This window comes from Pseudonocardia hierapolitana (genome assembly GCF_007994075.1).
In the GTDB taxonomy this organism is placed as follows: Bacteria; Actinomycetota; Actinomycetes; order Mycobacteriales; family Pseudonocardiaceae; genus Pseudonocardia; species Pseudonocardia hierapolitana.
In genome coordinates this window covers 8,386,945-8,408,566 of sequence record NZ_VIWU01000001.1, presented here as the reverse complement: position 1 = coordinate 8,408,566, position 21,622 = coordinate 8,386,945, and the positions used below count along the sequence as shown (strand labels likewise).

Below are 21,622 nucleotides of genomic sequence, written 5' to 3'. Positions count from 1 at the left end.
ACCGCGGGGGGTCACGGGGCGGCGCCGAGCTGCTTGAGCCCGGCGTCGGTGGAGTTGCGGCGGTGCCGGTCGCAGGCGGCGACGGCGGCGTCGGCGTCGCGGGCCGCCAGCGCCCGTTGGATGGCGCGCAGCTCCTCCACGATCTCGGCGGGCCGCCCCGGTCCGGCCACCGCGAGCGACATCACCAGGCCGGCGTACGACCGCAGGGTGCGCAGCAGGTCCCGCGTGGCGAGCCCACCGGCGCGCAGCAGGACGACGAAGAACCAGTCGCGGGCGCGGACGAGCCGCTCGAGCGGCGGGTCGGGCTCCGCCGCGACCCGCTCGACGTCCTCGACGGCCCGGCGCAGCGCGGCCACCTGCGACTCGGTGGCGTGCCGGACGAACCGGCGGACCGCCACCTCCTCCAGGATGTGCCGGACCTCGTCGGTGTCGGCCATGGTCGTGGCCATCGGGTCGGCGACGACGATCTCGCGGCCGTCCCTGCGCGCGACGCCGAGCTCCACGAGCGCCCGCAGCGCCTCGATGACGGTGTCGGGCGACGCGGTGGTGCGCGCGACGAGGGTGTCGACCGAGAGGACGTCACCCGGGCGCAGCGACCCGTGCGCGATCGAGCGGAGCACCGCGTCCCGGACGGACGCCGGTGGGGGAGCCGAACCGTCGTTGGCGGGCACGGGGCCACGGTAGCAGGACGGCGTCCCGATCAAGATCGACTGCGGGTCGCTCCTGTGACTCAGCCCACCTTCCGTGGCGGAGGATTGTCTGACAGCCTGACGGTCCGTCCAGCTCGTCGAAGAAGGAGTGCGATGAAGCACGGTGTGCAGGACGGCGCGGCCCGCCGGGTGGCCGCGCTGGCGACGGGGGTCGGCAACTTCACGGAGTGGTTCGACTTCGCGATCTACGGCTTCCTGGCGGCCACGTTGGGCCGGCTGTTCTTCCCCGGGGCGAGTCCGGCAGCGTCGCTGCTGGCGTCGCTGGCGGTGTTCGGGGTGGCGTTCTTCATGCGCCCGCTGGGCGGGTTCGTGCTCGGGGCGGTCGGCGACCGGTGGGGACGCCGGGCCCTGCTGACGCTCTCGATCGGCCTCATGGGCCTCGCGACCACGCTGATCGGGGTGCTGCCCACGTTCGAGAGCGCCGGGCTGCTCGCCCCGGTCCTGCTGGTGCTGCTGCGCTGCCTGCAGGGCTTCTCCGCAGGGGCGGAGTGGACGGGCTCGGCCGCGTTCCTGATCGAGCACACGCCGGTGGACCGGCGCGGGCGGTTCGCGAGCGTGGTCTCGGCGACCGCGGCGCTCGCGACGTGCGCAGGCGGCCTGCTCGTGCTCACCCTCGAGCTCTCGCTGACCCCCGAGCAGATGTCGGCGTGGGGCTGGCGCATCCCGTTCCTCGTCGCCGTGCCGCTGACCGCCGTCGGCACCTGGGTGCGGCTGCGGATCGACGAAACGCCGGTGTTCCAGCGGCTCGTCGAGGCCGGGGCCCGCTCGGAGGCGCCGCTGCGCCAGTCCGGTCGCGACGTCCGGGCGATCGCGCTGACCTTCGCCTTCTCCAGCGTCCAGGGGCTCGGCTTCTACTACCTCGCCACGTACGTCGTCACCTACCTGACCGCGACCGTGGAGCTGTCCCGGCCACGCGCACTGGTGCTCGTCGCCACCGGCCTCGTCTGCTACGCGGTGCTCTGCCCGATCGCGGGCGCGGTCTCCGACCGCTTCGGCAGGCGCCGGGTCAACCTGGTCGGCGGGTTCGGGCTCGCGGTCGTCAGCGTCCCGGCGTTCGTCCTGATGGGGACGGGTACGGCGGCGGGCGTCGTCGGCGGGATGGTGCTGTTCGCGGTGTTCCAGTCGATGGTGAGCGTGACGACGGTGTGCATGCTCGTGGAGCTGTTCCCGGCCGAGACCCGCTCGACGTCCAGCGCGATCGGGTTCAACCTGGGGCTCGCCCTCATCGGCGGGCCCGGCCCGCTGATCGCCGCGGCGATCGCGAGCGGCACGGGAAGCAGCACGCTGCCTGCCCTGTACATGGTGGTGGTGGCCGCGGTCGCCACGCTCGCGCTCGCCCGGTGGCTGCCCGAGGTGCGCGGGCGCGGGCTCGACGCCGCGACCGCCACGCCTGCGGAGGCCACCCGGTGAGCGCCGCCTACGAGGTCCTCGCGGTCCGTTACGGCACGCGCACCACCACGAAGGCCGAGAGCTACCTCAACTACCACCTCTACGGCGAACCGGACGCCGAGATCGCCATGGACTACTTCTTCTGGGTCGTCCGGGGCGCCGAGCGCACGGTGGTGGTCGACTGCGGGTTCGGCGCCCAGGCGGGAGCGCGCAGGCGCCGCACCCTGCTCACCGACCCGGTGGAGGCGCTGGCGGCGCTCGGGGTGGACGCCGCGGCGGTCGACCGGGTCGTGGTGTCGCACGCGCACTACGACCACATCGGCAACCTGCACCGGTTCCCGAACGCGGAGATCGTGCTGGCGCGCCGGGAGTACGAGTTCTGGACCGGGCCCTACGCGCGGCGCATGCAGTTCGCCCACTCCACCGAGCCCGACGAGCTGGCACACCTCGCCGCGGCGGGGGAGCAGGGCAGGTTGCGGCTCGTCGACGGCACGTGCGACCTCGCGCCGGGCATCGAGCTGGTGGTGGTCGGCGGGCACACCCCGGGCCAGCTCGTGGCGCAGGTCGCCACGGGGGAGCGCGAGGCGGTGGTGCTCGCGGCCGACGCCCTGCACTTCTACGAGGAGCTGGAGCGCGACCGCCCGTTCTTCGTGGTGGCCGACCTGGCCGACATGTACCGGGGGTTCGACGTGCTGCGCGAGATGTGCGAGGACAGCGGCCGGCTGCTGGTGGCGGGCCACGACGCCGACGTCGGGCGGCGGTTCCCCGAGCGGGTGGGCGGGCTGCCCGCCGGGCTCGGGGACCTGGTCGTCCGGGTGGCGGGAACGACGGAGGGAGCGGCGTGAGCATGGAGGGGAAGGTCGGCCTCGTCACGGGGGCGGCGGGCGGAATCGGCTCGGCGAGCGCGCGGCGGCTCGCGGCCGAGGGGGTGCGGCTCGTCCTGCAGGACGTCGACGGCGACCGCCTGAAGGCGCTGGCCGCCGACCTGCCGGTGGAGACCGTGGTGTGCACCGGGGACGTGTCGCGCGAGGAGGACGTCGACGCCGCGGTGGCCGCGGGCGTCGCGGCGTTCGGGCGCATCGACCTGCACCACCTCAACGCCGGGATTCCGGGCCCGCTGACCCGGCTGACCGAGCTGTCGGTCGCCGACTGGGACCGGGTGATCGGGATCAACCTGCGCGGGGTGTTCCTCGGGGTGCGGGCGGCGTTCCGCCGGTACGAGGAGCAGCGCAGCGGCGGGGCGATCGTGCTCACCGCCTCGATCGCGTCCCTGCGCGGCAGCGACGACCTGCTCGCCTACCAGGCCTCCAAGCACGGCGTGCTCGGCGTGTTGAAGGGTGCCGCGCTGTACGGGGGTCCGATCGGGGTGCGGGTCAACGCCGTGGCGCCGGGCATCGTGCCCACCGCGCTGTTCGCGGGGGCGGGCACCGGGCCCGGCGGCGGGGACGACATGGTGCGGCGCGCCTCCACCACCCCGCTGCGGCGGGCGGGCACCGGCGAGGAGATCGCCTCGGTGGTCGCGTTCCTGCTGGGGGACGGGGCGGCGTACATGACCGGCGAGGTGGTCTCCGTCGACGGCGGGGCGGCCGCGGTGAACACCGTGCGGCCCTCCGGCGGGGCGGGGGCGTGGGACCCGCGGCCGGGCGACGAGCGGATGCACCCGGGGTGGTTCTCGTGAGCGGGGCGCGGACGGTCGGGTTCGTCGGCCTGGGGAACATGGGCGGGCGGATGACCAGGCGGCTGGCCGACGCCGGGATCGAGGTGGTCGGGTACGACCCGCGGCCCGGTGCGGCCGAGGCGGCGGGCGCCACCTCGGCGGCCTCGCCCGCGGAGGTGGCCGGGCGGGCCCGGGTGGTGTTGATGTCCCTGCCGGACAGCCACGTGGTGGAGCCGGTGGTCCGCGGCCCGGACGGGCTGCTGGCGGCGGCGCGGCCCGGCGACACGATCGTCGACCTCTCGACCGCCTCCCCGGCGTCCACCGCGGCGCTGCACGGCGAGGCGGCGGCCGCAGGCGTCCGCTACCTCGACGCCGGGATCTCCGGCGGGGCGGCCGCCGCGGAGAAGGGCACGCTGACGATCATGGCCGGGGGCGACGCCGACGCGCTGGCGGAGATCGCCTGGGTCTTCGAGCCGATCGCCGCCCACGTGCACCACATGGGCGCCTCCGGGGCGGGCCACACCGCCAAGCTGCTCAACAACTTCCTCAACGCGGTGTCCCTCGCGGCCACCGCCGAGGTGATGGTGGCCGCCCGGAAGGCGGGGCTCGACCTGCCGGTGCTCCTCGACGTCCTCAACTCCAGCAGCGGGGCGAACTGGGCGACGAGCAACCGGTTCCCGCACATCGTGCGCGGGGACTACCTGGAGGGCGGGCTGACCGGGAGGCTCATGACCAAGGACGTGGCGCTCTACGTCGAGCTCGTCGGCAGGCTCGGGGTGCCGAGCCTCAACGCCGCCGGGCCGCTGGCGAGCTTCGGGCTCGCCGAGAACCTCGGCTACGGCGACCAGATCAGCAACCGCGTGGTCGACGCCATCGGCGACGTGGCAGGCGGAGTCCGTGTGCACGACCAGACGGAGGGATGAGAGCAGTGCAGATCGTCCGGGGGCGGGCCCCCGAGACCACGCCGACGCAAGCCCGCACGGAGACCTTCACCGGCACGGTGTGGGGCGATCCGGTGCTGCCCACCACCGCCGAGGGCAACACGATCAACTCGGTGACGTTCACCCCGGGTGCGCGGACCTATTGGCACCACCACACCGCAGGCCAGATCCTCGTGGTCACCGCAGGCCTCGGCTGGGTCTGCACGCACGGCGAGCGGCCGCAGGTGATCCGCGCGGGGGACGTCGTGTGGGTGCCACCGGGGGAGCGGCACTGGCACGGGGGCACGCCCGACACGGTGATGACCCACCTCGCGGTGTCGCTCGGGCCGACCGTGTGGCTGGACGAGGTGGCCGAGGACGACTACCGGGGGGCAGAACGATGACCGACCAGCGCTACGAGCAGGGGCTCGGGATCCGAAAGGAGGTCCTCGGCGAGGCGCACGTCGAGCGCTCGCTCGCCGCGGTGAGCGAGTTCTCCCGGCCGGTGCAGGAGTTCGTCACGCGCGCCTGCTGGGGCGACGTGTGGGGCCGTCCCGGGCTGGACCGGCGCACCCGCAGCCTGCTCAACCTGGTGATGCTCACGGCGCTGGGACGCAACCACGAGCTCGGCGTGCACGTGCGCGGTGCGGTCACCAACGGCGCCACCGAGGCCGAGATCCAGGAGGCCCTGCTGCAGGCCGCGATCTACTGCGGGGTGCCGGCGGCGCTGGAGTCGTTCCGGGTGGCCGAGCGCGTGCTCGCCGAGATCGACGCTGAGATCGCGGCGGAGCGCGGCGATGGCTGAGCGGACCGGCCTCCCGCAGGCCGTGGGGTTCGTCGGGCTCGGCCGCATGGGCGCGCCGATGGTGCGGCGGCTGGCCGCGGCCGGGGTCGCGGTGCGCGGGTACGACAGCGCGCCGCGCCCGGAGCTCGACCGGGTCGTCACGCAGGTGGAGAAGGCCCCGCTGGTGGCCGATGGCGTCCCCGTCGTGGTGCTCATGCTCCCGGACTCCGACGTCGTGGACGCCGTGGTGCACGGCGCCGGGCTGCTCGACGCGCTCGAGCCGGGCACCGTGCTCGTCGACATGGGCTCCTCCGAGCCTCTGCGGACGCGCGCGCTGGCCGAGCAGGTCGCCGAGCGCGGCGCCGTGCTCGTCGACGCGCCCGTGTCCGGCGGCGTCTCCGGGGCCACCGCGGGCACGATGACGATCATGGTGGGCGGGCCGGAGGACGTCGTCGCCCCACTCGTGCCGCTCTTCGGCGTGCTCGGCCGGATGCGCCACGTCGGCCCGGTGGGGGCGGGGCACGCGCTGAAGGCCCTCAACAACCTGATGTCCGCCGCGCACCTCCTGGCCAGCTCGGAGGCGTTGCTCGCAGGCCAGCGGTTCGGGCTGGACCCGGCCGTGATGCTGGAGGCCGTCAACGGCTCGAGCGGTCGCAGCGGGTCCACCGAGAACAAGTGGCCGAACTTCGTGCTGCCCGGCACGTTCGACTCCGGGTTCGCCCTCGGGCTCATGCTCAAGGACATCCGGATCGCGCTGGGGCTGGCCGAGGCGACCGGCGCGCCGTCGGCGCTCGCCGCGCGCACCGTCGAGCTGTGGGCCGAGGCGGCCGAGGCGCTGGGGCCGGCTGCGGACCACACGGAGATCGTGCGATGGTTGCGGCAGGAGAGGGGAGGGTGAGCGTGACCGGCAGCCCGGCGTCGTCGGTGTGGTCCGCCGACCAGATCGGCCGTGTCGCCGCGCCGCTGCGCGAGCAGGTCGTCACGCTGGTGCGCGACGCCATACTCGGGTTCCGGCTGCAGCCGGGCCAACGGCTCGTGGAGCGCGAGCTGGTGGAGCAGCTGGGCGTCTCCCGCGCCACGGTCCGCGAGGTGCTGCGGCAGCTCGCCGTGGAAGGGCTGGTCACGGTGGTGCCGCAGCGCGGCGCGATCGTCACCGCACTGACCCCGGACGACGCCGCCGACCTCTACGAGATGCGCGCCTCGCTCGAGGCGCTCGCGGTGCAGCGGTTCGTGCAGCGGGCCACGCCCGACCAGGTGGCGGCGCTGCGCGCGGCCGTCGCCGAGATCGAGCGCACCGCCGACGCGGCGGACCCTCAGGACCAGCTGTACGCCAAGGACCGCTTCTACGAGGTGCTGCTCGCCGGGTCGGGCAGCCGGCCGCTGCAGGAGACGCTCGCCGGGCTGCAGGCCCGGGTGCGGCTGCTGCGGGCCACGTCGCTCGCCGTGCCGGGCCGGCCGCGGGAGGCGGCCGCGGAGCTGCGCGCCGTGGTCGACGCGGTCGAGGCGGGCGACGCCGACGCCGCCTCGGCGGCCTGCGCCCGCCACATCCAGAACGCGGCGAGCACCGCGCTCGCGCGCCTGCACTCCTGATCCCCTCTCCGCTTCCCACTCCCTGGAGGAGTCCCGTGTCGCTCACGCCCGAGCAGCAGCAGATCAAGGACGAGTTCGTGAAGGTGCGGGGCACCTGGGGCGAGCCGTGGCAGCGCATGCTGGAGATCGATCCCCAGTTCGTGCGCGCGTACCTGGGCTTCTCCGCCGTCCCCTGGACGGGGGAGTCGCACCTGGAGCCCAAGGTCAAGGAGTTCGTCTACATCGCGGCCGACGCCGCGGCCACCCACCTCTACGAGCCGGGCATCCGCCAGCACGTCGCCGCGGCGTTCGAGCACGGCGCCACCCGCGAGGAGATCATGGAGGTCATCGAGCTGACCTCCACCCTCGGCATCCACGCGAGCAACATCGGCGTGCCGCTGCTGCTGGAGGTGCTGCAGGAGGAGGGGCTGCGCGACGGCCCGGCCCCGTTGGACGAGCGCCGCGAGCGGCTCAAGGCCGAGTTCACCGCCAACCGCGGCTACTGGCACGAGTTCTGGGACGGCCTGCTGGAGCTCGACCCCGACCTGTTCGAGGCCTACACCGAGTTCTCCTCGGTGCCATGGCGCACCGGCACCCTCCCGCCGAAGGTCAAGGAACTGATCTACATCGCCTTCGACGCATCGGCCACCCACCTCTACGTGCCGGGGCTGAAGCTGCACATGCAGAACGCCGTCCGGCTGGGCGCCACCGCGGGCGAGATCATGGAGGTGCTGGCGATCGTGTCCGTCATCGGCATCCACGCCGCCACCACGGCCACACCGATCCTGGCCGAGATCGCGGCACAGCGGGGCTGACAGATCCGGCTGACGGTCGTCACGGTCGTCAGCTGACGAAACCCCGGCGAATCCCGTGGGCGACGGCTTCGGCGCGGCCCCCTACGCCGAGCCTGCGGAAGAGTCTGCGCGTGTGCGTCTTGATCCTGTCCTGTGACAGGTACAGTTCGCGGCCGATCTCGCCGTTGCTCTTGCCCTGGACCATGCCGCGCAGCACCTGCAGCTCACGTTCGGTGAGCCGTGCGGGAGCGCCCGCCGGGGTCCTCGCTCCGGCATTCGGGAGGGCCTGCGGGAGCGTCACGGATCCCGGGTTCGACGTGTCCCAGCGCAGGCAACCGTGGGCACCGGCTGCGATCGCGGCGGCGAGACCGGTCGTATCCGTCGAGGAGCCGAACACCAGCGTGGTGGCGCGCGGATACGTCGCGAGGAAGCGCCGCGTGGTCTCGACTCCGCCCGGATTGTCGCGCTGGACGCCGATGAGAACGAGGGCCGCGGGTCGGTTCCGGTACGTGAGCAGCAATTCGTCGCTGCGCGCGGCACATTCGATGTGCTGCACCCCGGGAATGTCGGATGTGGCCCGGGCGAGTGATTCGCGCACGGTTCGTCGGGCGTCGCAGATGAGGATCGTCGTCGGAACGGATTTCTGGAGCGACGGTGCCGACATCACATCGACGGATCGAGATGGGTTCTCGATCTCATTCCCCACATCGCCGGCCATCGCGCCCCTCCTGTCCAGTTGACGCGGTCCCTGATTCCCGTGCAACGACAGGGGCCGGTGGGCGTTACCCGAATGGCCGCCGGCGCACCCGTGTGAGTGGCGCGTGCTTCTTCCGGGGCTGCCGCGTTGCTACTGGCGGTCACCGGCGAAACCATGAACCCACCCGCCGGCCCGTGCCCTCCCGCGACCTCCTGCACCTTTCGATGGCATCAAGGGCCTTCGGTCCTTCGCATCTCGTTCCGGGCCTCGCCGGATTCGAGACTTCGAGCCATGACGATCTCGGACAGGAGCACGCAGCCGGCCGGTCCCGCGACGCGGCCAGGGCGTGGTGGGGGAGTGCTCGGGCCGGTGCGGCGCCACCCGCTGCTCAGCTTCTTCGTGCTCGCCACCGTCATGAGCTGGCTGGCATGGGTGCCCTACATCCTCTCCCGGAACGGCATCGGGGTCTGGAGCTACCGGTTCCCCGACGTCCTGGGCACGAGCCAGCTCCTCGGGGTGCTGCCCGGGGCCTACCTCGGCCCGATCGCGGCGGCGCTGTTCGTCACCGCGGTCGCCGACGGGCGGGCCGGGCTGCGGCGGTGGGTGGGGCGGATGTGGCGCTGGCGGGTCCCCTGGCACTGGTACGCGGTGACCCTGCTCGGCGTCCCCGCCGCCATGCTCGTCATCGGCTACGTCTTCTCCGGCGGACGGGTGAGCACCCCGTCGGCGATGGCGGTCGCCGCCTACGTGCCGGGGCTGCTCCTGCAGATGATCACGACCGGGCTCGCCGAGGAACCCGGATGGCGCGACTTCGCGCTGCCCCGCCTGCAGCGCCGCTTCGGGCCGCTGGCCGGGTCGATGGTGCTGGGACCGCTCTGGGCGGTCTGGCACATGCCGCTGTTCCTGACCGAGTGGGGTGGCTGGCCGGATGCGGACTGGACCCACCCCGTGGCCTTCGTCGTGTTCTGCATCACGTTCAACATCGTGATGACCTGGGTGTTCAACCGCACCGGGGAGAGCCTGCCGCTGGCCATGCTGCTGCACGTCAGCGTGAACAACTTCGCCTCGATCCTGTGGACGGAGACGTTCCCGACGATCGACGCGTACCAGGCGTCGCACGCACTGGCGGCCGGAGCGGTCGTCGCCGCCGTGTTGGTCCTGGCCGGGACCCGCGGGCGGCTCGGCTACCCGGCGCCCGCCTCGGGGACGGCGACGACGCGGTTCTGATAGGCCCAGACGACCGCCTGCAGCCGAGACTGCACGCCGAGCTTGGGCAGCATCCGCGCCAGGTGCGACTTCACCGTCGACACCTCGACGACGAGGGTGCGGGCGATGTCGTCGTTCGACATGCCCTGGGCGAGCAGCAGCAGGATCTCGTGCTCCCGGGGGGTGAGCAGGTCCTCGGCGCGCCGGCCCGTCACCGGCTGCAGGCGGCGGCGGTGGACGAACTCGCGCAGGATGCGGCGGGTGAGCGTCTGGTCGATGGTGCCCTGACCGGCCGCGACCTGGCGGACGGCGTGCACGATGGTCTCCGGCGGCGCGTCCTTGAGCAGGAACCCCGACGCCCCGGCCTCCAGCGCGCCGAAGACGTAGTCGTCGAGATCGAACGTCGTCAGCACGAGGACCGGCACCTGGGGATCGGCGCCGGGGGCGCACAGCTCGCGGGCCACCTCGATCCCGCTGCGGCCGGGCATCCGGATGTCGAGGCAGGCGACGTCGGGCACCAGGTCGCGGGCCATCGCCAGCGCCTCCGTCCCGTCCGGGGCCACGCCTGCCACCTCGATGTCGGTCTCGGCGCCCAGCAGCGCCGCGAGGCCGGAGCGCACCAGGTGCTGGTCGTCGGCGATGAGTACGCGGATCATGCATGGGCCTCCGGGAGCGGCGCGGGCGCGCGCATCGTACTGATCGGGGCCTCGACCGGGAGCGTGAGACGGACCTCCCAGCCGCCGTCAGTGGTGGCGCCGTAGGTGAGCTCGCCCCCGACCAGCTGTGCCCGTTCGGCCATGCCGACCAGTCCGAACCCGCCGCCGCGGCCCGGGTCGGGCCCGGCAGCCGCGCCGTTGCGCACGGCGATCGTGACCCGGCCGCCGTGCGGGCCCCCGATCTCGACGGCGCACGGCGCCCCCGGTGCGTGTGCCGCGGCGTTGGCCAGCGACTCCTGCACCATCCGGTAGGCGACGAGCTGGGCGAGCGGGCCCAGGCCCGCGCCGGATCCCGGGCTTCCTGCGAGCACGACGAGGTCGATCTCGAGTCCCGCGGCCCGGCGGGTCTCGACGAGCGCGGACACGGCGTCCAGGGTCTCCACCGGCCGGGCGGCGTCGGCGTCCTCTCGCAGCAGTCCGACCAGCCGCCGCAGGTCGTCCAGGACGGCACGGCTCTGCTCGCGGACCTGGCGCGCCGAGCGTTTCGCCGCGGCGGGGTCGGCGTCGATCTGCCCGTCCATCGCCGCGGCCATCAGCGCGATACCGGACATGTGGTGGGCGGCGATGTCGTGCAGCTCCCGCGACATCGCCACGCGCTGGCGCGACACCGCGGCCTGCAGCAGGGCGTCCTGCTCGCGCCGCAGCGCCTGCACCTCCTGGTCGCGGGCCTCGCGCGCCTCGCGCTGCCCGGCGATCGCCAGCCCGAGCAGCAGCGGCAACCCGACGACGACGAGTGCCTGCAGCAGCGCGCCGGTGGCCGCCGCGGCGATGTCCGATGTGCCGCCGCGGACCTCGTTGAGGAACTGCCCTGTCGCCAGCAGCAGAGCCGTGGCCACCAGTGCGATCCACGGCCGGCGGGCCGGGTGGGCGACGGCGAGGAACACCCCGGCCAGCTCGGCAACGGCGGTCAGGCTGAACGCCGCGCCCGGGGCGACCCAGGCGAGCACCAGCGGTACCGCGGCCAACCCCGGCAGGACCGTCGCGGGGAACCTGCGGACCCAGGCCAGCGCCGTGGCCTGCAGCACCAGGACCGCGACCATCGTCCACCACCCCGCGCCACCCGGGCGGGGCAGCGCGTGGGCGTCCGGGTCGGTGCCCGCGACGGCCGGCAGGGCGAGCAGCATGGCGATCGAGACGAGCCCGCACACGGCCGCGGTCACCGGGTGGAGCGGGACAGGACGTCGTGACGCCTGGACGGGTCGGGACACGGTCCGCCTCCGCGGTGGTGCTCGTCGATCGTCGCCGGGCGGTACGTCCGCGTCGCGCGGCGCCCGTTGCCATCATCCGGCACGGCGGCAGTCCGCCGATCATGGCCCGCTCCGTCTCCATCGGAAGTTGGTGACGGGGAACTGCGCACCTCGGAACGATGTGTCCCGGGAGCGGCGCGGCCACGCTGGACGGCATCGACGCCAAGGGGGGACCGCCCCCGGACGAGAGGTGCCTTCCATGACCAGCGATCCACTCGACCCCGGTGCGCCCCGCGAGACGCCGGATCCGCCGGCGCGCGGCCTCCGGCGCCCGCTCCTGTGGGCGCTCCTCGTCATCGCCCTCACGGCCAACGCCGTCACGTCGGTCTCGTCGCTGCCGACCGCCGTCGGGGTGACGTTCGGCGGCGTCGTCGCCCTCGCGCTCGGTGCGCTGCTGGTCCGCGACCACTACCGCCACCGCGCCAGGACCGGGGGCGGCAGACCGCCGAGGAACCCGGATGCGTGATGCGTAGCGGTGCCGGCGATCGCCGGCCCGCCGACCTGTTCCCACTCCGCACGGCGGGGCGATCGCGTTGCGTCGGGCCGGCGAGCGCCTTCGCCCGCCGCCCACGGGGGAGTCGATGATCCGGGTACTCGTCGTCGACGACCAGGCTCTGGTCCGGGGCGGGCTCGTCGCCCTGCTCACCGCCGCGCCGGGTCTCGAGGTCGCAGGCGAGGCCGCCGACGTTGCGGAGGCCGTCGCGTTGGCGTCCGAGACCCGCCCGGACGTGATCCTGATGGACATCCGGGTGCCGGTGCTGGACGGGATCGCGGCCACCCGCCGGACTCGCGGCCCCGGACGGGCACCGGCTGCCCCCGGATCGGTCAATCGGACCGAGACAAACGAAGGTCCCGTACAGGACGTACGACGGTTGCCCCGTCGGCGGCTCGTGAGAGAGGCTCAGCCAATCAGCCTCTGATCCACATGGTGCCTGGCGTGGGTCCACGAGTCGTCGGGGACCGCAGTGCGAACGATCCGCCGTTGCATCGCCGTGGGCACGTCACGGGAAGGGGTACCGGTCGTGGAACGCGTGAGCACCGAGCTTCGCAGGGCGGTCGAGGACATCGGGCAGATCGTTCGGCGCGACGGGGGAGCGCTGGACTTCCAGGCCTTCGACCCGGAGGCCGGCGCGCTGGTCGTCGCGTTCCGGCAGGCACCGGCCGACAAGTGCGCGGCGTGCACCATCGACGAGCCCATGGTCCGGGCCTTCCTCGAGGAGGCCGTGCGGGCGCAGGGCATCGAGCTGACCTCGCTGCAGATCCGGTCCCCCCGGGGATGACCCCCGCCCCACCCGCTTCGACGTCAAGGGAGACGGATCAGATGACGGCATCGTCCACTGTGGAGGCCGGGAGTCATCGCTGGCACGTGCTGAACCCGACCGCGGACAGGTACGGGACGGACGTCGCGGGGCTCTCGCCGCGCCCGCGCAGGCTCGACGGGCAGACGGTGGGGTTGCTCTGGAACGGCAAGCCCAACGGGGACGTCGCCCTGCGCGCGATCGGCGCGGCCCTGGAGTCGCAGTTCGAGGGACTGCGCACCCGGTTCTACAGCGGTTCCATCCCGTGCGACAGGAAGCTCCTCGAGCAGGCCGCCGCCGAGTGCACCGTGGTCATAGGGTGCACGGCCGACTGCGGGTCCTGCAGTTCCTGGATGACCCACGACGTCATCGCGCTGGAGCGGGCGGGCGTCCCCGCGGTCGTCGTCGTGTCGAAGGGGTTCGAGGAGGACGTCGAGGCGAGTGCCCGGGCCTTCGCGCTCCCCGACGTGCAGCGCGTCGTGGTGCCGTGGGTCTACAACAACGCGACCGAGGAGGTGTCGATCCGGCAGTCGCTGGACGCGCTGCCGGCCATCGTCGACAGGCTCGAGGGTCGGCCCCACGTGGCGGGCGGGGGAGGCGAGCATGTCGTCTCGCCTGCGGTCATCCCGGTCAGCGCGGACAGCCCCGTCGAGCTGTTCGCGGAGTTCAACCGCTACTTCACCGAGCGCGACTGGGGTGACGGGTACCCGCTGCTGCCGCCGACGGAGGCGGCGGTGGACCGCCTGCTGGACGGTGTCGCCGACGCGGACGACGTGTTGTACACGCTGCCGCCCGGGAACGGGCAGGTCACCCCGCGGAAGATCGCTGTCGCCTGCGCCATGGCGGGTGCCACGGCGCAGGAGATGGCGGTCGTCGAGGCCGTCCTGCGGGCCTTCAACGACCCGCAGCAGCAGGTGCGGTTGCGCACGGTGCTGATGTCGACGAGCGCCCATGCCCCGTTCGTGCTGGTGAACGGGCCGGTCGCCCGCGAGCTCGGGATCAACGGCGGCCGCGCGTGCGTCGGGCCCGGGGCGCAGAACCAGGTGAACCTCCGGATCGGCCGCGCCGTCACCCTCGCGCTCAAGAACCTCGGCGCGTGGTACCCCGGCGTGCTGGACATGGACACGATCGGCTCGGTCCGCAAGAACGTGATCGTCGTCAGCGAGAACGTCGACGAGAGCCCGTGGACCCCGTTCCACGTGGACGCCGGGTACGGAGCCGACGAGAGCACGGTGTCCCTGTTCGTGACCCTGGGCGAGACCGATGTCGGGTTCCAGGGGCACCTGGACGCCCGCCAGCTCGCGCGCTCGATCAGCTCCTTCGACAGCGTGCAGGGCGGCTACTTCTCCGGCCTGTTCGGCGGGGAGAAGGCCAAGGAGTCCCCGAGCGGTCGCCTGCTGCTCGTCGCGCCACCGCACGCGCACGCGCTGGCGGAAGGCGGGATCGGCAAGGAGCAGTTCCGGGACCTGCTGTTCGAGTTCGGCCACCAGCCGCTCTCCCGCGTCGTCGAGCAGTGGCGGAAGCTGCACGTGGACGGGAAGACGTTCCCGGAGTGGGACTGGGTGTTCGAGCTCAGCGAGGACGAGCAGGCGAGCCGGACGCTTCCCGTGGTCCGGGACCGGGACCAGTACGTGCTCGCGGTCTGCGGGTCCACCCGCGGCAAGGACCTGTTGATGCCCACCGCGCTCCCGCCGGTCACGGCGGCCGTGCGCGCGGACTGGGTGTCCCGGCACGCCTGACCACACGCCAGTTCTGCCACGAGCGTGCTCCCACTCAACGACGAGGCGAGGGAAGACAATGGGGTCGAATCGGAAGACAGCGCCCGCATGGGCGGTCGTGGCGGCGGCCGGCCTCCTCATCGCCGGCTGCGGGGTGACCAACACCGGCGCAGGCGGCGGGACCGGCGGCGACGACGGCCGTCCGTTCTACGAGGGCAAGGAGATCAACCTCATCGTCCCGTTCGACGCCGGTGGGGCCTCCGACACCTACAGCCGGATGCTGGCCCGCTACCTGTCGCAGCACATCGAGGGCCGGCCGGAGATCATCGTCGAGAACGTGCCCGGCGGTGCGCAGAAGGACGGCATCAACCGCTTCGAGCGGACCGAGCACGACGGCCTGAACCTGGCGATGAGCTCGGGCGCGCTCGTCACCGCGACCAAGTTCGACAAGGAGGGGATCCAGTTCGACCTGGCCGGCTACGAGGCCCTCGTGGGCTTCGGCGGCACCATGATCATCTTCGGTAGCACGCAGGCCGGGATCAACTCCCTCCAGGATCTGAAGGACCCGACGATCCCGATCTTCTACGGCGGTCTCGAGCTCAACGCGTCCGAGGCCGTGCGCACGTTCGCGCTCGAGGAGATGGGCCTGGCCCGGTTCGAGCCGCTCATGGGCTACGACGGCGGTGGCGCCATCACGGCGGCGGTGATGCGCGGGGAGCTCACCATCGGGAACTCGACGTCGACGCACTACCTCCAGAACGTGAAGCAACTCGAGGACGAGGGCTCCATCGTCCCCCTGATGACCCAGGGGTACGTCGTGGACGGCCGGGTCGTGCGGGATCCGGCCTTCCCGGATCTGCCCACGATTCCCGAGGCTTACGAGACGCTCACCGGCAAGAAGCCGGAGGGGATCGGCTGGGAGACCTACACCGCCCTCACCGCAGCCCAGACCAACCTGCTGCGGACCTACTGGATCCACGGCGACGCTCCGGAGGAGGCCCGGGTCGCGCTGCGCACGGCGGTGGAGAAGCTCGTCGCCGACGAGGAGTTCAACGGCGAGGCGGTGAAGCTCCTGGGCGTCCACTCACCGCCGCAGGTCGGGGACGAGGTCAAGGCCTCCATCGACCGGATCCTCCAGCTCCCGCCCGCGTCGGTGACGTGGGTCGAGGACTACCTGGCACGGACGACCGCATGAGCCGGCTGATCCCCGCAGCTCGGATGACAGGAGTCGTGCCGGAGATGAACGGACCGATGACCGGTGCTTGAATCCGCGATCGAGGCGCTGCAGATCCTGGTCAGCCCTCAGCACCTCGTCTGGCTGTTCATCGGCGTGGCGATCGGCCTGGTGCTGGGGCTCATCCCGGGACTCGGCGGGCTCACCGGCATGGCGGTGCTGCTCCCGCTCATCGTCGGGCTCGAGCCTGCGAGCGGCATCGCCATGCTCATCGGCCTCAACGCCGCCACGACGATCGGTGACACGTTCCCGTCGGTCCTGATGGGTGTCCCCGGGACCGCCGCGTCACAGGCGACCGTTCTCGACGGCTATCCGATGGCCCGCAAGGGTCTGGCCAACGTCGCGCTCGGCGCCGCCTTCACCTCCAACATGCTCGGCGGGTTCATCGGCGCGGTCGTCCTCCTCGTGCTGATCCCGCTCGCCCGCCCGATCATCGTCGGGATGGGGTCCCCGCAGCTGTTCATGCTGACGCTGCTGGGCTTCAGCCTCGTGGCGGTGCTCGCCAGGGGCGCCGTCGGCCCGGCGTTCATGTCGGGACTGATCGGGATGCTGCTCGCGACGATCGGCAGCGCGTCGATGACCGGCGAGTACCGCTTCGTCGGTGGCATCTTCTACCTCTACGACGGGCTGGACCTGTCCGTCCTCGCCGTCGGGCTCTTCGCGATCCCGTCCGTCATGTCGCTGCTCACGCAGAACCAGGCGGTGGCACGGACGCTGGCGCACCAGCGTGGCGGCGTGCTGCGTGGCGCCCGCGCCGCCCTCCGCCACAAGGGGGTGCTCGTCGGCAACTCCCTCCTGGGTAGCGCACTCGGCATCGTCCCGGGGATCGGCGGGAGCGTCATCGACTGGATCACCTACGGCGCGACCAAGCAAGCGGTGCGCAAGGATCGCGACCAGTTCGGCAAGGGGGACATCCGCGGGGTCATGGCCCCGGAGGCCGCCAACAACGCCAAGGACGGCGGGGTACTCGTCCCGACCCTGATGTTCGGGATCCCGGGGAGCGCGACGGCCGCGATCCTCCTCGGCGGTTTCGCGACCATGGGGATCGCGACCGGGCCGAGCATGCTGCGCGCCGAGAACCTCTACCTGATCTTCGTGATCATCTGGACGCTGGTGCTCGCCAACGCCATCGGGGCCATGTCGAGCGCGGCGCTCGCCGGAACGCTCAGCAAGATCAGCCTCCTGAAGCCCTACACCTACGGCCCGTTCCTGCTGGTGATCATGGTCATCGCGGCCTACCAGGCCGGAGTCCGGTGGGGCGACGTGGTGGCGGTCATCGTCATCGGCCTGCTGGCCTGGCTGATGCAGGCGCTCAAGTGGCCACGCCCTCCGCTGCTCATCGGGTTCGTCCTGGGGACCGGCGCGGAGAGCTACCTCTGGATCTCGGTCGGCCGGTACGAGTGGAGCTGGTTGACCCAGCCCTCGGTCATCGTCATCGGCCTCCTCATCGTCCTCACGCTGATCGCAGGGTTCACCGACGTCTTCGGCCGGCTCCTCGGCAGGTTCGCGGGTGCCCGGACGATGACCGAACCGGCCGAGGAGGCCAACCGTGGTTGACCTGAGCGCGGTACGGATCTGGGCGGACGGGGTCGTCCTCGCGGTCTTCCTCGCCGCGGCGGCCATCTCCCTGCAGGCCCTCAGCAGCCCGACCTACTGGTTCCCCGCCTTCATCGCCCTCAGCGGGACGGTGGCCGCCGGCTACAACCTCGTCGCCGATCTCCTCCGGGTCCGCGCAGGCCACTCGCTGACCGAGGGGGAGATCGTCGACATCGGCGCGTCGGTCTCCGACGGCCACGACGACGCCGGATCGGGATCCGCTGCCGAACCCGGGGAGGCGGGGAGCGTGGCGCGCAGGGTCGTCGCGCTGACGCTCTGGCTGGTGGCGCTACCGCTGCTCGGGCTGGCGGTCCCGTTCTTCTACGCGTCACTGATCTGGCTGGTCGCGCTGCTGCGTTTCCAGGCGAGGAAGAGCTGGCTCTTCGTGGTCGTGTCCGTCGCCGTGTTCGGGGTGCTGCTCAACGTGCTCATCGTGCTGCTGGAGATCAAGATGCCCCCGGCGGTCCTGACGGGACTCGGCTGAGCGCGAAGGACCCCGCCCTCCCCACCGACGCGCCGGGGCCTCGGCCGGTGCGTCCCGTTCCGGTGAATCGGCGGACCGGGCCGTCGTAGACTCCGCGGTCATGCCCACGTCGAGCGGCCGCAGCGTCCGCTCCGCGGCGTTCGCCGCGTGTGCCGTGGGCCTGTCCCTCGGTGCGCACGTCACCGCGGGCGGCGAGGTCCCCGACGTCCTGGCGCTCCTGCTGCTGGGAGTGCTCGTCGAGGCGGCCTCGTCGACGTTCGCCGGCAGGCCACGCGGCGCGATCGCCACGGCCGTCGCGCTGCTCTCGGCCCAGGTGGTGCTGCACGGCGCGTTCGTGATGGCCGCGCCTGCGCACATGGCGCACGGGAACCATCTCCCCTCGCCGCCGATGCTCGTCGCGCACACGGTCGCGGCCCTCGTCCTCGGTGTTCTCCTCGCCCGCGGCGAGCGGCTGATCACGCGTGTCGCCCGGGTGCTCGTGCCGGTGGTGGTGCTGCGTCCGTTCCGGCCCCTGCCGGTGCGCCGGCTCGTGATCGCCGCCCCGGGCGACGTTCCCCGGTTGCGTCCCGCGGTGACCCTGCACGACCTCAGCAGGCGTGGTCCGCCGGATCGGTGTCTCGCGTCGCGAACCTGACCGGAGGTCCGATCCCCGGTTCGGTGCGCCGCGACGCGTTTTCGCCGGCCCGGGCCCGTTGCCCGGCCGGATCCGGACACCGAAGCCGAGGGATCTCACATGCTTGTTTCCGCACGCCCGCGTCGCGGGCCGCTCCTGTTGGTCACGACCGCATGCGTCATCGGGCTCGCGGGGTGCGGCGCCCCGTCCGCCGCCCCGTCCGCCGCAGCATCTGCCGCAGCATCCGACGTCGCATCCGCGGCGGTCCCCGCACCCGCCGCGGTCCCGGCGGCCGCCGTCACGGTCGCCGATCCGTGGGTCAAGACCGCCGAGTCGGGGATGACGGCGGTGTTCGGCACGTTCAGCACGACCGGGTCCACACCGGTGACCGTCGTGTCCGCCCAGACGTCGGCCTCGCCGCGCACGGAGCTGCACGAGGTCGTCGCCGGCAGCGACGGTGCGATGACGATGCGGCCGAAGGACGACGGCTTCGTCGTCGAGCCGGGCGCGCCGCGCGTGCTCGCCCCGGGCGGCGACCACATCATGATCATGGATCTGGCGTCGCCGATCCGCCCTGGTGACCAGGTCGACGTCACGATCTCGCTGTCCGACGGCTCCACGACCCGCTTCACGGCCCTGGCGAAGGAGACCAGCGGTGGGGAGGAGAACTACGACGGCGGCTCCGGCGACGTGCACTCCTCGGCGGGGCAGGGCGGATGACCGAGCGTCAGCGAGCGAATGGTGGGCACAGCGGGCCGGGTCCCTCGTTCCGTCGCCGGGCCCTGCTGCTGGGCGGTGCCGCCGCCGCTGTCGGTGGTGGCACCGCCGCGGCGCTCGCGGCCCGGCACGACGACCCGGAGGCCGGGCCGGTCGCGGTGGCGCCGCCGGGCGCGGAGACCGTTCCGTTCCACGGTGTCCACCAGCCCGGAATAGACACCCTTCCGGCGCAGGCACATGCCGTCTTCCTCGGGCTCGATCTGGCCGCCGGCAGCGGGCCCGCCGAGGTGCGCCGGCTGCTGCGGTTGCTCACGGACGACGCCGCGCGGCTGATGGGCGGGCGAGCTCCACTCGCCGCCGAGGACCAGGAGCTCCCCGCGCTGCCGTCACGGCTGACGGTGACGTTCGGGTTCGGTCCGGGGCTGTTCGACGCGGTGGGTCGTACGGAGGACTGCCCCGCAGTCGTCCGTCAGCTGCCCGCGTTCCCGACCGACCGGCTCGACCCGCGATGGTCAGGTGGTGACCTGCTGCTGCAGGTCTGCTCCGACGACCCGGTGCCGCTGTCCTACGCGGTGCGACGCCTGGTCCGGGACGCCCGCAGCATCGCCACGGTGCGCTGGACCCAGCGGGGGTTCAACCCGGCCCGCGGGTCCGAGCCGGCAGGGACCACGCCGCGCAACCTCTTCGGCCAGCGCGACGGCACGGCCAACCCCGAGCCGGGCTCCACCGAGCTGGCCGAGGCCGTCTGGGTGCGCGACGGCCCGTCGTGGTTCGTCGGCGGCACCATGCTCGTGCTGCGGCGGATCCGGATGGACCTGGACACGTGGGACGACTTCGGCCGGGACGGGAAGGAGATGGCGTTCGCCCGCCGGCTCGACACCGGCGCCCCGGTGACCGGCGGCACCGAGTTCGACGAGGTGGATCCGCGGGCGGTGGACGAGCGCGGCATGCCGATCGTGCCGGCGAGTGCCCACGTCGTCCGGGCGAAGGCGCGCACTCCGGCCGAGCGGATGCTGCGGCGTGGCTACAGCTACGACGACGGGCCCACCCCGGACGGCGCGCCCGACGCGGGGCAGCTCTTCGCCGCCTACCAGGCGGACGCGGCCACCGCGTTCGTGCCGGTGCAGGCCCGCCTCGCGGAGTCCGACGTGATGAACCTGTGGATCAACCACGTCGGGTCGGCCGCCTTCGTCATCCCACCGGGGTGCGCGGAAGGCGAGTTCGTCGGGCAGGGCCTCCTCGGAACGTGATCGCCGAGATGCCGGCCGTGGCTGACGACCGGCAGCGATGACGAGGGCGGTGGCGAGGGTGTAGCCGCCCGCCCGGGCGAGGTGCTGCGGAGGTCCGGATCGTCGCGCAGGCGATCCGGACCTCCGTCGGCAGCACGTTCACCGCGGAGGAGAACGAGGCACGCCGTGGCGAGCGGCGTCTTACGAGTGACAGCACCCCGGCGACGACGAAGCCGGGTGGCCCTCGTCCGGAGTTCGCGGCTCGGAGCCGCCGCCGGTCAGGTCGTCGGAACGGCCGGCTTCGAGCCGCGACCAGTGGGCGATGGGGCGTCCGTTCATCCGCAGGTTGTTCTTCTGCAGCCTGGAGCCGTCGACCTGCCACTCCTGCGGCCAGCCGGGTGGCGAGTCCTCCCACGGCTCCTGGCGCCCGTACGTGGTGAGATCCATGAGCGCGTAGCTGTAGTCCATGGCCTCCACACCGCGGCGGGTGGTCCAGTAGGTCTCGAAGACGCGGTCGCCCTGCCGCAGGTAGCTCACCAGGTACATCAGGCCGACCTGGCGGCCGGCCAGCAGGGTCTCGGCCGAGTCCTGCACGGAGTACCAGGGCATGTCCCAGCCCATGAACTCGTGGTAACGGGCGCTCTCGGCGTGGGGACCCTGGCAGAACACGGCGTAGGTGATGTCGCGGGAATGCAGGTAGGACAGCTCGGCGACCTGGGTGGTGTAGTGCGTGCAGCCTTCGCACTGCTCCGCCGAGGGGCGGCCGAGGTGCCACATGAAGTAGTAGGCGACGAGCTGGCGGCGCCCTTCGAACGCGTCCAGCAGCGTGACCGGCCCGTCCGGACCGACCAGTGCGATCGTGGGATCGATCTCAACCATCGGGAGCCGCCGCCGCGCGGCGGCGATCGCGTCACCCTCGCGCGTGTGGGCCTTCTCCCGGACCCGCAGCTCGTCGAGCGCGGCCTGCCAGGTTTTCCGGTCGACCACTTCTGGCGCGGGCGTGGTCGGGTCGATGCTCATGGACCTCTCCCTTCGTCTCGGTTC

At 72.7% G+C, this 21,622-nt stretch carries 24 protein-coding genes and 1 pseudogene; 20 read left to right on the top strand and 5 right to left on the bottom strand.

What is annotated here, in order from left to right; translation table 11 throughout:
* Positions 1–11: 11 nt before the first annotated feature.
* The gene (locus tag FHX44_RS39640) at positions 12–671 is read right to left on the bottom strand and encodes an FCD domain-containing protein (RefSeq protein ID WP_170309229.1); all 660 of its coding nucleotides are present in this window, start codon (positions 669–671) and stop codon (positions 12–14) included.
* 132 nt (positions 672–803) lie between these two features.
* On the opposite strand from FHX44_RS39640, the gene FHX44_RS39630 reads away from it, so the two are divergent.
* From FHX44_RS39630 to FHX44_RS43660, 9 genes are read left to right on the top strand one after another with little or no spacing between them, the layout of a single operon-like run.
* Positions 804–2,120, top strand: coding sequence for an MFS transporter (locus FHX44_RS39630; protein ID WP_147260458.1), 1,317 nt, complete (start codon positions 804–806; stop codon positions 2,118–2,120).
* A complete protein-coding gene (locus FHX44_RS39625) occupies positions 2,117–2,944 on the top strand; it encodes an N-acyl homoserine lactonase family protein (RefSeq protein WP_147260457.1) in 828 nt (275 codons plus the stop codon). Before FHX44_RS39630 ends, FHX44_RS39625 begins: the two co-directional genes overlap by 4 nt.
* 2 nt (positions 2,945–2,946) lie before the next feature.
* Complete coding sequence (locus FHX44_RS39620) at positions 2,947–3,777, top strand: SDR family NAD(P)-dependent oxidoreductase (RefSeq protein ID WP_147261854.1); 831 nt, start codon at positions 2,947–2,949, stop codon at positions 3,775–3,777.
* Positions 3,774–4,679 carry an NAD(P)-dependent oxidoreductase gene (locus tag FHX44_RS39615; RefSeq protein WP_147260456.1) on the top strand — a complete coding sequence of 302 codons (906 nt, stop codon included), beginning with the start codon at positions 3,774–3,776 and terminating at the stop codon, positions 4,677–4,679. The genes FHX44_RS39620 and FHX44_RS39615 overlap by 4 nt, the downstream gene beginning before the upstream one ends.
* 5 nt (positions 4,680–4,684) lie before the next feature.
* The gene (locus tag FHX44_RS39610) at positions 4,685–5,080 is read left to right on the top strand and encodes a cupin domain-containing protein (RefSeq protein WP_212612860.1); all 396 of its coding nucleotides are present in this window, start codon (positions 4,685–4,687) and stop codon (positions 5,078–5,080) included.
* A complete protein-coding gene (gene pcaC / locus FHX44_RS39605) occupies positions 5,077–5,481 on the top strand; it encodes a 4-carboxymuconolactone decarboxylase (RefSeq protein ID WP_147260454.1) in 405 nt (134 codons plus the stop codon). The genes FHX44_RS39610 and pcaC overlap by 4 nt, the downstream gene beginning before the upstream one ends.
* Positions 5,474–6,358, top strand: coding sequence for an NAD(P)-dependent oxidoreductase (locus FHX44_RS39600; protein WP_147260453.1), 885 nt, complete (start codon positions 5,474–5,476; stop codon positions 6,356–6,358). Before pcaC ends, FHX44_RS39600 begins: the two co-directional genes overlap by 8 nt.
* A gap of 2 nt (positions 6,359–6,360) precedes the next feature.
* Positions 6,361–7,050, top strand: a complete 690-nt coding sequence (locus FHX44_RS39595; protein WP_246170845.1) for a GntR family transcriptional regulator — start codon at positions 6,361–6,363, stop codon at positions 7,048–7,050.
* Between the two features lie 35 nt (positions 7,051–7,085).
* Positions 7,086–7,844 (top strand): carboxymuconolactone decarboxylase family protein, encoded by a 759-nt coding sequence (locus tag FHX44_RS43660; RefSeq protein WP_246170844.1) that lies wholly within the window; start codon positions 7,086–7,088, stop codon positions 7,842–7,844.
* A gap of 28 nt (positions 7,845–7,872) precedes the next feature.
* Here FHX44_RS43660 and FHX44_RS39585 read toward each other — a convergent pair whose 3' ends face one another.
* On the bottom strand, positions 7,873–8,541 hold the full coding sequence (locus FHX44_RS39585) for a response regulator transcription factor (RefSeq protein ID WP_246170843.1): 669 nt from the start codon (positions 8,539–8,541) through the stop codon (positions 7,873–7,875).
* Between the two features lie 270 nt (positions 8,542–8,811).
* Here FHX44_RS39585 and FHX44_RS39580 point away from each other — a divergent pair, with 270 nt between their 5' ends.
* Complete coding sequence (locus FHX44_RS39580) at positions 8,812–9,747, top strand: CPBP family intramembrane glutamic endopeptidase (protein ID WP_147260451.1); 936 nt, start codon at positions 8,812–8,814, stop codon at positions 9,745–9,747.
* Here the strand turns inward: FHX44_RS39580 and FHX44_RS39575 are convergent.
* Positions 9,705–10,382 carry a response regulator gene (locus tag FHX44_RS39575; RefSeq protein ID WP_147260450.1) on the bottom strand — a complete coding sequence of 226 codons (678 nt, stop codon included), beginning with the start codon at positions 10,380–10,382 and terminating at the stop codon, positions 9,705–9,707. The genes FHX44_RS39580 and FHX44_RS39575 overlap by 43 nt on opposite strands.
* Positions 10,379–11,602 (bottom strand): sensor histidine kinase, encoded by a 1,224-nt coding sequence (locus tag FHX44_RS39570; RefSeq protein ID WP_147260449.1) that lies wholly within the window; start codon positions 11,600–11,602, stop codon positions 10,379–10,381. Before FHX44_RS39570 ends, FHX44_RS39575 begins: the two co-directional genes overlap by 4 nt.
* Before the next feature lie 286 nt (positions 11,603–11,888).
* Between FHX44_RS39570 and FHX44_RS39565 the strand changes: the two genes are divergently transcribed.
* The 10 genes and pseudogenes from FHX44_RS39565 to FHX44_RS39520 all read left to right on the top strand — a co-directional run bounded on the left by FHX44_RS39565 (position 11,889) and on the right by FHX44_RS39520 (position 20,599).
* Positions 11,889–12,155, top strand: coding sequence for a hypothetical protein (locus FHX44_RS39565; protein WP_212612859.1), 267 nt, complete (start codon positions 11,889–11,891; stop codon positions 12,153–12,155).
* A 115-nt stretch (positions 12,156–12,270) separates the two neighbouring features.
* A pseudogene (locus FHX44_RS43655) lies at positions 12,271–12,474 on the top strand (response regulator transcription factor); the annotation flags it as partial.
* A gap of 246 nt (positions 12,475–12,720) precedes the next feature.
* Entirely contained in the window at positions 12,721–12,969 is a 249-nt protein-coding gene (locus tag FHX44_RS39555; RefSeq protein WP_147260448.1) for a hypothetical protein, read from the top strand.
* Positions 12,970–13,010: 41 nt separating this feature from the next.
* A complete protein-coding gene (locus FHX44_RS39550) occupies positions 13,011–14,726 on the top strand; it encodes a UGSC family (seleno)protein (RefSeq protein WP_147260447.1) in 1,716 nt (571 codons plus the stop codon).
* A gap of 58 nt (positions 14,727–14,784) precedes the next feature.
* The gene (locus FHX44_RS39545; RefSeq protein WP_147260446.1) at positions 14,785–15,900 is read left to right on the top strand and encodes a type 2 periplasmic-binding domain-containing protein; all 1,116 of its coding nucleotides are present in this window, start codon (positions 14,785–14,787) and stop codon (positions 15,898–15,900) included.
* A gap of 63 nt (positions 15,901–15,963) precedes the next feature.
* Complete coding sequence (locus tag FHX44_RS39540) at positions 15,964–17,496, top strand: tripartite tricarboxylate transporter permease (protein ID WP_147260445.1); 1,533 nt, start codon at positions 15,964–15,966, stop codon at positions 17,494–17,496.
* Positions 17,489–18,019: a hypothetical protein gene (locus FHX44_RS39535; RefSeq protein ID WP_147260444.1), complete on the top strand. Its 531-nt coding sequence runs from the start codon at positions 17,489–17,491 to the stop codon at positions 18,017–18,019. The genes FHX44_RS39540 and FHX44_RS39535 overlap by 8 nt, the downstream gene beginning before the upstream one ends.
* A gap of 100 nt (positions 18,020–18,119) precedes the next feature.
* Positions 18,120–18,653, top strand: coding sequence for a hypothetical protein (locus tag FHX44_RS39530; protein WP_147260443.1), 534 nt, complete (start codon positions 18,120–18,122; stop codon positions 18,651–18,653).
* A 99-nt stretch (positions 18,654–18,752) separates the two neighbouring features.
* A complete protein-coding gene (locus FHX44_RS39525) occupies positions 18,753–19,352 on the top strand; it encodes a copper chaperone PCu(A)C (protein WP_147260442.1) in 600 nt (199 codons plus the stop codon).
* On the top strand, positions 19,349–20,599 hold the full coding sequence (locus FHX44_RS39520) for a Dyp-type peroxidase (RefSeq protein WP_147260441.1): 1,251 nt from the start codon (positions 19,349–19,351) through the stop codon (positions 20,597–20,599). The genes FHX44_RS39525 and FHX44_RS39520 overlap by 4 nt, the downstream gene beginning before the upstream one ends.
* A 180-nt stretch (positions 20,600–20,779) precedes the next feature.
* Here FHX44_RS39520 and FHX44_RS39515 read toward each other — a convergent pair whose 3' ends face one another.
* Positions 20,780–21,598 (bottom strand): DUF899 family protein, encoded by an 819-nt coding sequence (locus tag FHX44_RS39515; RefSeq protein ID WP_147260440.1) that lies wholly within the window; start codon positions 21,596–21,598, stop codon positions 20,780–20,782.
* Positions 21,599–21,622 lie beyond the last annotated feature (24 nt).

Coding starts and splice junctions, on each gene's coding strand:
- FHX44_RS39585 (WP_246170843.1), bottom strand. CDS start 8,541: ATGGCCGGCGATGTGGGGAATGAGATCGAGAACCCATCTCGATCCGTC.
- FHX44_RS39575 (WP_147260450.1), bottom strand. CDS start 10,382: ATGATCCGCGTACTCATCGCCGACGACCAGCACCTGGTGCGCTCCGGC.
- FHX44_RS39620 (WP_147261854.1), top strand. CDS start 2,947: ATGGAGGGGAAGGTCGGCCTCGTCACGGGGGCGGCGGGCGGAATCGGC.
- pcaC (WP_147260454.1), top strand. CDS start 5,077: ATGACCGACCAGCGCTACGAGCAGGGGCTCGGGATCCGAAAGGAGGTC.
- FHX44_RS39515 (WP_147260440.1), bottom strand. CDS start 21,598: ATGAGCATCGACCCGACCACGCCCGCGCCAGAAGTGGTCGACCGGAAA.
- FHX44_RS39530 (WP_147260443.1), top strand. CDS start 18,120: ATGCCCACGTCGAGCGGCCGCAGCGTCCGCTCCGCGGCGTTCGCCGCG.
- FHX44_RS39565 (WP_212612859.1), top strand. CDS start 11,889: ATGACCAGCGATCCACTCGACCCCGGTGCGCCCCGCGAGACGCCGGAT.
- FHX44_RS39630 (WP_147260458.1), top strand. CDS start 804: ATGAAGCACGGTGTGCAGGACGGCGCGGCCCGCCGGGTGGCCGCGCTG.
- FHX44_RS39580 (WP_147260451.1), top strand. CDS start 8,812: ATGACGATCTCGGACAGGAGCACGCAGCCGGCCGGTCCCGCGACGCGG.
- FHX44_RS39600 (WP_147260453.1), top strand. CDS start 5,474: ATGGCTGAGCGGACCGGCCTCCCGCAGGCCGTGGGGTTCGTCGGGCTC.
- FHX44_RS39525 (WP_147260442.1), top strand. CDS start 18,753: ATGCTTGTTTCCGCACGCCCGCGTCGCGGGCCGCTCCTGTTGGTCACG.
- FHX44_RS39550 (WP_147260447.1), top strand. CDS start 13,011: ATGACGGCATCGTCCACTGTGGAGGCCGGGAGTCATCGCTGGCACGTG.
- FHX44_RS39545 (WP_147260446.1), top strand. CDS start 14,785: ATGGGGTCGAATCGGAAGACAGCGCCCGCATGGGCGGTCGTGGCGGCG.
- FHX44_RS39520 (WP_147260441.1), top strand. CDS start 19,349: ATGACCGAGCGTCAGCGAGCGAATGGTGGGCACAGCGGGCCGGGTCCC.